Raw genomic sequence first — 8900 nt, forward strand, 5'->3', positions numbered from 1 at the left:
CACGGTGTCCGAAATTTCAGCCAGGTAGCGGGTGCGGGCGGCGGGCACGACCGGCGTCTGGTTGGTGCTGTGGCGCACATCGGCTTTGGGCAGCGTTCCTTCAGTTAATGTCAAGCCCAGCTCAGCCAGACGCGGTTTCAGCGCCTGGTACAACGCCGTCACACCATCATCATTAAAGCGTGCAGCCATGGTGCCAAACACCGGCATCTGATCTGCTGGTGTGCCCCAGGCTTCCTTGTTACGCTGGACCTGCTTGGCCACATCGCGCAGCGCGTCGAGCGAGCCCTTGCGGTCGAACTTGTTGATGGCGATGAACTCGGCAAAGTCCAGCATGTCGATTTTTTCGAGCTGGCTGGCTGCGCCGAATTCGGGCGTCATTACGTACATGGGCACGTCCACATGCGGCACGATGGCGGCGTCGCCTTGACCAATGCCTGAGGTCTCCACAATGACCAGATCGAACCCGGCAACCTTGCAGGCAGCAATCACGTCGGGCAGGGCCTTGCTGATTTCCGGGCCGAAGTCGCGTGTGGCCAGCGAGCGCATAAAGACACGGGCCCCCACGCTCCCCGCTGCGTTTGGTTCGCTGCCCCCCGAGGGAGCCGCCCGCCTGCCGCCCGGCAAAGCCGGTTCGGCGGCTTGAGCTGGAAAAGAGGCGACTGTCCATGGACTGATCGCGTTCATGCGGATACGGTCGCCGAGCAGCGCGCCGCCGCTTTTGCGGCGCGACGGGTCGATGCTGATGATGGCCACGCGCAACTGGTCGTTCTGGTCCAGGCGCAGACGGCGGATCAACTCGTCGGTAAGGGAAGACTTGCCGGCGCCGCCGGTACCGGTGATGCCCAGCACCGGTATCTGGCAGGTGGCTGCCTGCGCCCGCAGCGCCTCGACCAAAGCCGCAGGCGCACTGTCGTTTTCAAGCGCGGTGATGAGCTGCGCCAGCGCGCGCCAGGCCATCTCGCCATGGCCTTCAATGGCCTGGATATTTTTGGGTGCCAGGCCGGTGAGGTCTTTGTCGCAGCGCATGACCATCTCGCCAATCATGCCGGCCAGGCCCATTTTCTGGCCGTCTTCGGGGCTGTAGATGCGCGTCACGCCGTAGGCGTGCAGTTCGCGTATCTCGGGTGGCACAATCACGCCCCCGCCGCCTCCAAACACCTGGATGTGTTCTCCACCACGGCTTTTGAGGAGGTCGACCATGTACTTGAAGTACTCGACGTGGCCGCCCTGGTAGGAGCTGATGGCGATGCCCTGCACATCTTCCTGCAGGGCGGCGGTCACGACCTCATCAACGCTGCGGTTGTGGCCCAGGTGGATCACCTCGGCGCCCATGCCCTGCAGGATGCGCCGCATGATGTTGATGGCTGCGTCGTGCCCGTCGAACAGGCTGGCGGCGGTGACGAAACGCACCTTGTGGGGGGGGCGGTAGCTGGCGAGGGCCTTGTATTCGGCGGACAGGTCGGTCATGGCGGCGGTCTTTCGCGGTTGTCTTTACGTGATCTTCAGGCCCTTGAGCCGTGGGTCGCTGGGCGGGTAACGCAGCTTGAGGTTCTTGAGCGTGTCGCGCACCACGGTCGCAATCATCAGGTTGCGGTGCGTTTTGGAGTTGGCGGGCACGATGTTCCACGGCGCGTGCGCCGTGCTGGTGGCCCGCAGCAGCGCCTGGTAGGCTTTCTGGTAGTCGGCCCACTGCGTGCGCACATCCACGTCGTCGAGGCTGAATTTCCAGTGTTTGGTCGGGTCGTCCACCCGCTCCTGCAGGCGTTCGGCCTGCTCGTCCGCACTGATGTGCAGCATGAATTTGAGGATGACTGTGCCGGTCTCGGTCAGCAGGCGTTCGAAGTCGTTGATCTGTGCATACCGCTGCTTGACCTGTGCCGGCGTGATCCAGTGGTTGACCACCGGAACCAGCACGTCTTCGTAGTGGCTGCGGTTGAAGATCATTACTTCGCCGGCGCCGGGCATGGCCCGATGGATGCGCCACAGGTAGTCGTGGGCCTTGTCAGCGTGGGAGGGGGCTTTCCAGCCGACCGTGTGAACGCCGAGCGGGCTGGTGCGGCTGAACACACTGCGCAACGTGCCGTCCTTGCCCGAGGTGTCCGTGCCCTGCAGCACCACCAGCAGCTTGAAACGCCGGTCGGCGTAGAACTGGTCCTGCAGCGCGTCGAGCTCCATGGCCAGCGCATCGACGCGCGTCTTGTCGGCATCCTTGTCGCCACTGGACCAGGGCTTGGCGGCCGGGTCCAGCCTGTCCAGGGAAAACGCAGCAGCACGTTTTCCGGCAGGTGGCTGCCAGTCGGCAAGCTTGGGAGCGCGGGTGCGGGGCTTGGCCATCGGTGTCTCCAGTCGGGGCGATCTTTCTGATTGACGTTTACGTAAACGTCAATCTTACTGCCTCCGCCAGAAAAAAGGGGCGCTCGTGCGCCCCTTTCTGCCAAAACCTGGTCAGCATGAGGGCCAACGGGAAGAAGGAACCCAGCAACATCTTGAAAATCTCCAGCCGTGTAAAGCTGAAGTACCTGCAGAAGAGTGCCAGGGCTACGGTGCAGCTGGCCAGCCCGATCCAGACAGTGATTGGTGCGGAACGGCGCTCTTGAGCTGCCACCGGCTCGGCCACTGCGGTCGCCGTTGATTCCAGCAGACTCGGCGCTGTCATCTCTCAACCAGAATGTCCAAACCTGGCGGCCAGCCTCGTTGCAACTGTTGCAGTCCCACCCTCGGGGGCTTCTTTATGCGCGAGTGGCTTTTCTTCGCGGGTGGTCACCTGGGCCAAAATTTCTATTGAAGCCGAGTCGCCAGAGTTTGACGCGGTGGTCTGCTTGAAATTTTCTGCAATTTAAATTGAAAAAAATTCACGTTTTATCGCGGGTATTTACGGAGGGACGGGTTTGTTGAATGGCTCATACTTTGTGAGTAATTGGAATTTGCCACTCTCAAACTTTCAACCAGAGACAATATGACCCAAACTAAACAAAACCTTCCCTCCACAGTGACCGATTCTCCTCAAGCCAGCCGTCGCCGTTTCTTTGGCAAAGCGGCTACGGCAGCGGTGGCCGTGCCGCTGGCCGGTATCCCCATGATCGCTGCGGCGCAAGCCCCGATCGTTTTCAAGATGCAAGGCTCTTGGGGTGCGAATGAAATTTTCAGCGAGATGGCGCAGCAATATGTCACCCGCGTAAACGAAATGTCTGGCGGTCGACTGAAAATTGAATATCTGCCCGCTGGTGCCGTGGTTAAGCCTTTTGAAATCATTGACGCTGTTAGCAAGGGTGTTCTTGACGGCGGCCACCATGTGTCGGGTTATTGGTACGGCAAGTCCAAAGTGGCTTCCTTGTTCGGTACGGGCCCTGTGAGCGGTGCCACACCAGAAATCGGCTTGAGCTGGATCCACGCAGGCGGTGGTCAGCAGTTGTGGGACAAGCTGGTGGCCAAGATGAACCTGAATGTGGTGGGTTTTTTCTCCTTCCCAATGCCTTCACAGCCTCTGGGTTGGTTCAAGCAGGCTCCACCCAAGAAGGCTGCTGACCTCAAGGGTTTCAAGTACCGCACCATCGGTTTGGCTGCCGACTTGATGCAAGAGTTGGGCATGGCTGTGGCTCAGTTACCCGGTGGTGAGATCGTGCCCGCCATGCAGCGCGGTGTGATTGACGCTTTCGAATTCAACAACCCCACGGCCGACATGCGCTTTGGTGCGCAGGACGTGTCCAAGTACTACTCCATGGGTTCTTTTCACCAGGCCCAGGAGTTCTTTGAAATCATCTTCAACAAAGACAAGTACAACGCCTTGCCGGCTGACTTGAAGGCTATCCTCAAGTATGCCGCAGAAGCCGCATCGACTGCATCGACTGCCTTGGCGCACGACAACTACTCCAAAGACTTGCAGGAGTTGATTGTCAAGCACAAGGTGCAGGTGTCGCGCACCACAACCGACGTGTACAAAGGCCAGTTGGCTGCTTGGGACAAAGTGACTGCAAAGCTCGAAAAAGAAGTTGATATGTTCAAAGAAGTGAACGATTCGTTCAAGGCATGGTCACGCCGCGTGGGCTTTTATCACTTCACCAACGAAGCCAACTACAAATTGGCGTACGAGTACGTGCAAAAAACCAAGTTGCCGGTCTGATCATAGGTTTGGTTTTCAAGGCTGCCGGAATAGTTTCCGGCAGCCTTTATTTTTGCCAGCAAAGAGGTAAATCGAATGGAAGTCTGGATTCGCAGGATTGACATATTCAGCAAGTCGATCGGGCACGCTTTTTCATGGTGTGTGCTGATCTTGACCGCGTCCACCTGCTACGAGGTATTCATGCGGTATGTGCTCAACAGCCCGACTGTGTGGGCGTTTGACATGAGTTACATGATGTATGGCGCCTTGTTCATGATGTCGGGCGCCTATGCGGTGTCGCGCAACTCCCATGTGCGAGGCGACTTCATTTACCGCAAGTGGGCCAACCGTACGCAAGCCAAAGTGGACCTGACTTTGTACTTGGTGTTCTATTTTCCAGCCATTTTCGCCATGGTTTTCACCGGTGGTCAATATGCCTTTGAAAGTATGCGTATTCTTGAGTCCAGCGTCAACAGCCCGGCAGGGGTGCCGGTTTGGCCCCTGAAAATGGTGATTTTTGTCGCAGGCATTACTTTGTTGATTGCCGGCATTTCTGAGGTGATGCGTTGCCTGGTGTGCATACGAACAGGTGACTGGTTGTCGCGCGGCGGCGACGTCGAAGAGCTTGAACAAGTGCTGATTCAACAGTATGCAGAGAAAGCACAGCCATGAGTGATCCCATCATCGCCCTCTTCATGTTGGGCCTTTTCATTGTTTTCATTTTCTTGGGCTTTCCTATTGCCTTTACCTTGATGGCGATGGGCATCGGGTTTGGTTTTTACGCCTATTTCACACCCGACCAACTGATGTGGGATAACCGCATCCTGTACCTCTTCACGCAAAATACCTTTAGCGTGATGAACAACGATGTGCTGATATCGATACCGTTATTTCTGTTCATGGGTTACATCATCGAGCGTGCCAACATCCTGGACAAGTTGTTCCTCAGCTTGCAAGTCGGTTTGCGTTTTCTGCCGGGTTCTATGGCGGTGGCGGCGCTGGTGACGTGTGCCTTGTTTGCCACAGCCACTGGCATTGTGGGCGCGGTGGTGACCTTGATGGGTCTGATCGCCTTGCCCCCTATGCTCAAGGCCGGGTATGACCAAAAACTGGCCAGCGGCGTGATCACGGCGGGCGGCACTTTGGGGATCCTGATTCCGCCGTCAATCCTGCTCATCGTTTACGCGGCCACGGCCAGCGTGTCGGTGGTCAAGCTCTACGCTGCAGCCATCATTCCTGGTTTCACGCTGGCACTTCTTTACCTGATCTACATCATCTTGCGCGCCACTTTGAACCCTTCTTTGTGCCCCAAGCCCAAAGACGTCGACCATTACACCGTGTGGGAAAGTGTGTTGTTGGTGTTCAAGGCTTTTGTGCCTTTGGCTGCGCTGATCATGGCGGTTCTGGGTTCGATTTTGTTCGGCCTGGCTACTCCCAGCGAAGCGGCTGCCATGGGCGCCTTGGGCGGCGTTATTTTGGCCATCATTTACCGCGCCTTCACCTGGCAACGCTTGCGTGAGTCGGTGTATCTGACGGCCCGAACCTCGGCCATGGTGTGTTTCCTGTTTGTTGGCGCTGCCACTTTTGCATCGGTTTTCTCCTATTTGGGTGGCGAACATGTTGTAAAAGACTTCATGCTGGCCATGAATCTGTCCCCCTTGCAGTTTTTGTTGGTTAGCCAATTGCTGATTTTTATACTCGGCTGGCCGTTGGAATGGAGCGAGATCATCATCATCTTCGTGCCCATCTTCTTGCCTTTGCTGCCTTTGTATGGCATTGATCCGATCCTTTTCGGTATCTTGATCGCCATCAACTTGCAGACCTCTTTCTTGACCCCGCCGATGGCGATGTCAGCCTATTACCTGAAAGGAGTTGCACCCAAAAATCTCCACTTGGTCACGATTTTCAAAGGCTGCATGCCTTTCGTCGGCATGGTGTTGTTTACCTTGGCCATGACCTATGTTTACCCTGCCATGGTCACCTACCTGCCTGACCACTTCTTCAACCAAGCGGTAGAGATAAAGAGAGACCCCAACGATGCATCCATCGTCGATCCTGACTTCTTCAAAGTAAAGTAATGGCTGAAAAGTCCAGAAGCGTATCGGAACTCACGGCCCTCGAAATCCGTGAGCATCTGCTCAGCGGCCAGGAGACGGTGGAGGAATTCACGGCCAAACTGGGCCAATTTGCAGACGCTGCCGACCAGAAGATCAAGGCCTTTGCACACCGCGATAACCGCGTCGTCGCCCTCCAAGCCGACAATCTGCAACGAGAGCGTGCAGCGGGCCATTTGCCGGGGCCGCTTTATGGTGTGCCCGTGGCCGTCAAGGACATCATTGACACCATCGATTTCCCCACCGAATACGGCAGCCCCATCCACAAGGGCCGTTACTCGGTGGGCGATGCCACCGTGGTTTCGCGCTTGCGCGCTGCCGGTGCCTTGGTCTTTGGCAAAACAGTGACCACAGAGTTTGCGACCACGCAGCCTGGCCCGACATGCAACCCCCACAACACCGAACACACGCCTGGTGGATCGTCCAGCGGTTCGGCCGCTGCGGTGGCGGCGGGCATGGTGCCAGTGGCTTTGGGCACCCAGACCAATGGTTCCGTGATTCGCCCCGCCTCTTTTTGTGGCGTCTATGCTTTCAAGCCTTCTCGCGGCCTCTTGCCCCGCACGGGCGTTTTAGACCAATCACCTTCGCTTGACGAGGTGGGCGTGTTTGCACGCAACCTCGAAGACATCGCCAAGGTCACCGAAATCATGTCGGGTGACGATGGACACGATGCCGCCAGTGCCCGGCAAGCACCCCGTCGCTTGTTCGATGTGGCGATGTCTGAGCCGCCTTTGCCACCAAAATTTTGTTTCGTGAAAACACCCTGGTGGGACCAAGTCGATGCGGAGGCGAAAGAGGCCTATGAGGCATTTGTTGAGCACATGGGCGATTGCGTGGAATACGTCGATTTGCCCGACATCGTACGCAATGTGTCACCTTGGCTGATCACCATCAATGAGGTTGAGTTGGCTTTTTGCTTGCAAAAAGAATGGAACCACAACCGCGAGTTGCTCAGTGCTGTCCTGCAAACTCGGATTGAAAAAGCAACGTCAATCTCGGCCATCGATTATCTGGCTGCCAAGGACCGCATGTTCCATGTCATGAGTGCTTTTGATGAGTATTTCGGCACCTACGATGCGATCTTGTGTCCGGCCGCATTGGGGACAGCGCCTCTGGGTTTGGAGTCAACCGGTAACCCCATCATGCAAACGGCTTGGAGTTTGGCCGGATTGCCCAGTTTGAACTTGCCACTGTTGAACTTGTCCAATGGTTTGCCTTTGGGGGTTCAGGCAGTCGGCGCTTACCAAAACGATGCCCGTTTGCTGCGCGCCTCGCGCTGGTTGGTGTCTGAATTTGTCAAAAGGAATACGGCATGAAATCTCTTGAACGTTACACGGGCCTGATTGGCTTGGTTTTGTTGGTTGCTTTTCTGGTGCCCTACGTTTGGAAATTGCCGCAACTCGACATCACGCTTATTTTGTTGGGCGGCTTGGCGTTGGCGGGTTACGACTATTTTTCATCGGGCAAAGACGACAAGGCCGAATGAGTTTGGTGTGGTTTCCTCAGCCCGAACGGGAAGTTGAGACTTCAATAGATCAAACCAATCTCGAAAGCGTGACAAGCCAAGGTATTCACAAACACCATAGAGGATTCGTCATGAATCGTAATATGGAGCGGTTTGCACGCCGAGCGGGCTCATTCGGCTGAACACGCCGCACAGTGTGCCTTCCTTGTCGGAGGTGTCGGTACCTTGAAGGACCACCAGCAGCTTGAAACGTTTGTCGGCGTAAAACAGATTCTGCAGGGCATCGAGTTAGCTGGCCAGCGTCTCGACCGCCGTCTGGTCATCAGACTTGTCGCCACTGGAAAACAGCTTGGCGTACATGGCAAGTCCTCGTGGTCGTTGGAAGAAGGTGATGTCATGACCCTGCGCTTCACCGGGCGCAACTGGCTGTCCCGACCCATGGTGGGGACAAACAGGAGGGAATAAACTGCGTTGCTGTCGAACATTGGCATAGCAGCGGGGCCGGGGGTTAACTCCATCCTCCCTTCTTTCGAACAACAGGGGACGTCATGAAAGGCGAGAACTCCACCAGCCAGCCGTCTGCCGGCTTGCGGCCTGCAGACGGTTATGCCGGCGATCTCTCGCCGCAGCTCGCTTACGAGTGGATGCAGGCGGGACTCGCCGTGCTGATCGATGTGCGGACCGATGCCGAACGCGAATGGGTAGGTTATGTTCCCGGTGCGCTGCTACTGGCCTGGAAGCAATGGCCGGGCATGGCCATGAACCCGCTGTTCGACGAAGTTATCGCGACTGCAGTGCCGAAAGGCATGAAAGCCATGATGTTGTGCCGCAGCGGTGTTCGCTCCATCGCAGCGGCCAGGCGTGCGACCGAATTGGGGCTGGAGGCCTACAACGTTCTTGAAGGTTTCGAAGGCGACCCGGACGCCGAAGCGCATCGTGGCGCCACAGGCGGCTGGCGCTACCGGGGACTGCCTTGGCGGCAGAAATAAGGCCCCCACGGTCGCTCACTGCGTGTAGCTCCCTGCCCCCCGAGGGGGCCGCTGCGCCTGCGGGCCGGCGGAGCCGGACCCGCGGCTCCTGCTTGAAAAGAGAAGAGCCCCCACGGTCGCTCACTGCGTGTAGCTCCCTGCACCTTGCAGGCCGCCGCTCGCCTGAGGCTTCGCTTCTGGCGCCTGTCCGAACCTGCCTAGGCAGGTTCGGAGCCGCAGGCACCAGCCCCGCG

8 protein-coding genes and 1 pseudogene are annotated in these 8900 nt (G+C 57.4%); 6 read left to right on the forward strand and 3 right to left on the reverse strand.

What is annotated here, in order from left to right; translation table 11 throughout:
- A partial coding sequence (locus tag ACESMT_RS17075; protein ID WP_372827799.1) for a cobalamin-dependent protein occupies positions 1-1467 on the reverse strand: 1467 nt, incomplete at its 3' end.
- Positions 1468-1491: 24 nt separating this feature from the next.
- Complete coding sequence (locus ACESMT_RS17080; protein WP_372827800.1) at positions 1492-2334, reverse strand: PPK2 family polyphosphate kinase; 843 nt, start codon at positions 2332-2334, stop codon at positions 1492-1494.
- Between the two features lie 583 nt (positions 2335-2917).
- On the opposite strand from ACESMT_RS17080, the gene ACESMT_RS17085 reads away from it, so the two are divergent.
- The 5 genes from ACESMT_RS17085 to ACESMT_RS17105 all read left to right on the forward strand — a co-directional run bounded on the left by ACESMT_RS17085 (position 2918) and on the right by ACESMT_RS17105 (position 7699).
- Complete coding sequence (locus tag ACESMT_RS17085; RefSeq protein WP_372827801.1) at positions 2918-4120, forward strand: TRAP transporter substrate-binding protein; 1203 nt, start codon at positions 2918-2920, stop codon at positions 4118-4120.
- A 141-nt stretch (positions 4121-4261) separates the two neighbouring features.
- Complete coding sequence (locus tag ACESMT_RS17090) at positions 4262-4771, forward strand: TRAP transporter small permease subunit (RefSeq protein ID WP_372827806.1); 510 nt, start codon at positions 4262-4264, stop codon at positions 4769-4771.
- Positions 4768-6177: a TRAP transporter large permease subunit gene (locus ACESMT_RS17095; protein WP_372827802.1), complete on the forward strand. Its 1410-nt coding sequence runs from the start codon at positions 4768-4770 to the stop codon at positions 6175-6177. The genes ACESMT_RS17090 and ACESMT_RS17095 overlap by 4 nt, the downstream gene beginning before the upstream one ends.
- The gene (locus ACESMT_RS17100; protein WP_372827803.1) at positions 6177-7529 is read left to right on the forward strand and encodes an amidase; all 1353 of its coding nucleotides are present in this window, start codon (positions 6177-6179) and stop codon (positions 7527-7529) included. The genes ACESMT_RS17095 and ACESMT_RS17100 overlap by 1 nt, the downstream gene beginning before the upstream one ends.
- Entirely contained in the window at positions 7526-7699 is a 174-nt protein-coding gene (locus ACESMT_RS17105; protein ID WP_372827804.1) for a hypothetical protein, read from the forward strand. Before ACESMT_RS17100 ends, ACESMT_RS17105 begins: the two co-directional genes overlap by 4 nt.
- 129 nt (positions 7700-7828) lie before the next feature.
- Here the strand turns inward: ACESMT_RS17105 and ACESMT_RS17110 are convergent.
- A pseudogene (locus ACESMT_RS17110) lies at positions 7829-8032 on the reverse strand (polyphosphate--nucleotide phosphotransferase); the annotation flags it as partial.
- A 194-nt stretch (positions 8033-8226) separates the two neighbouring features.
- Here ACESMT_RS17110 and ACESMT_RS17115 point away from each other — a divergent pair.
- On the forward strand, positions 8227-8667 hold the full coding sequence (locus ACESMT_RS17115) for a rhodanese-like domain-containing protein (RefSeq protein ID WP_372827805.1): 441 nt from the start codon (positions 8227-8229) through the stop codon (positions 8665-8667).
- Positions 8668-8900: the final 233 nt, after the last annotated feature.

It is taken from the genome of Polaromonas sp., from assembly GCF_041689105.1.
In the GTDB taxonomy this organism is placed as follows: Bacteria; Pseudomonadota; Gammaproteobacteria; order Burkholderiales; family Burkholderiaceae_C; genus Polaromonas.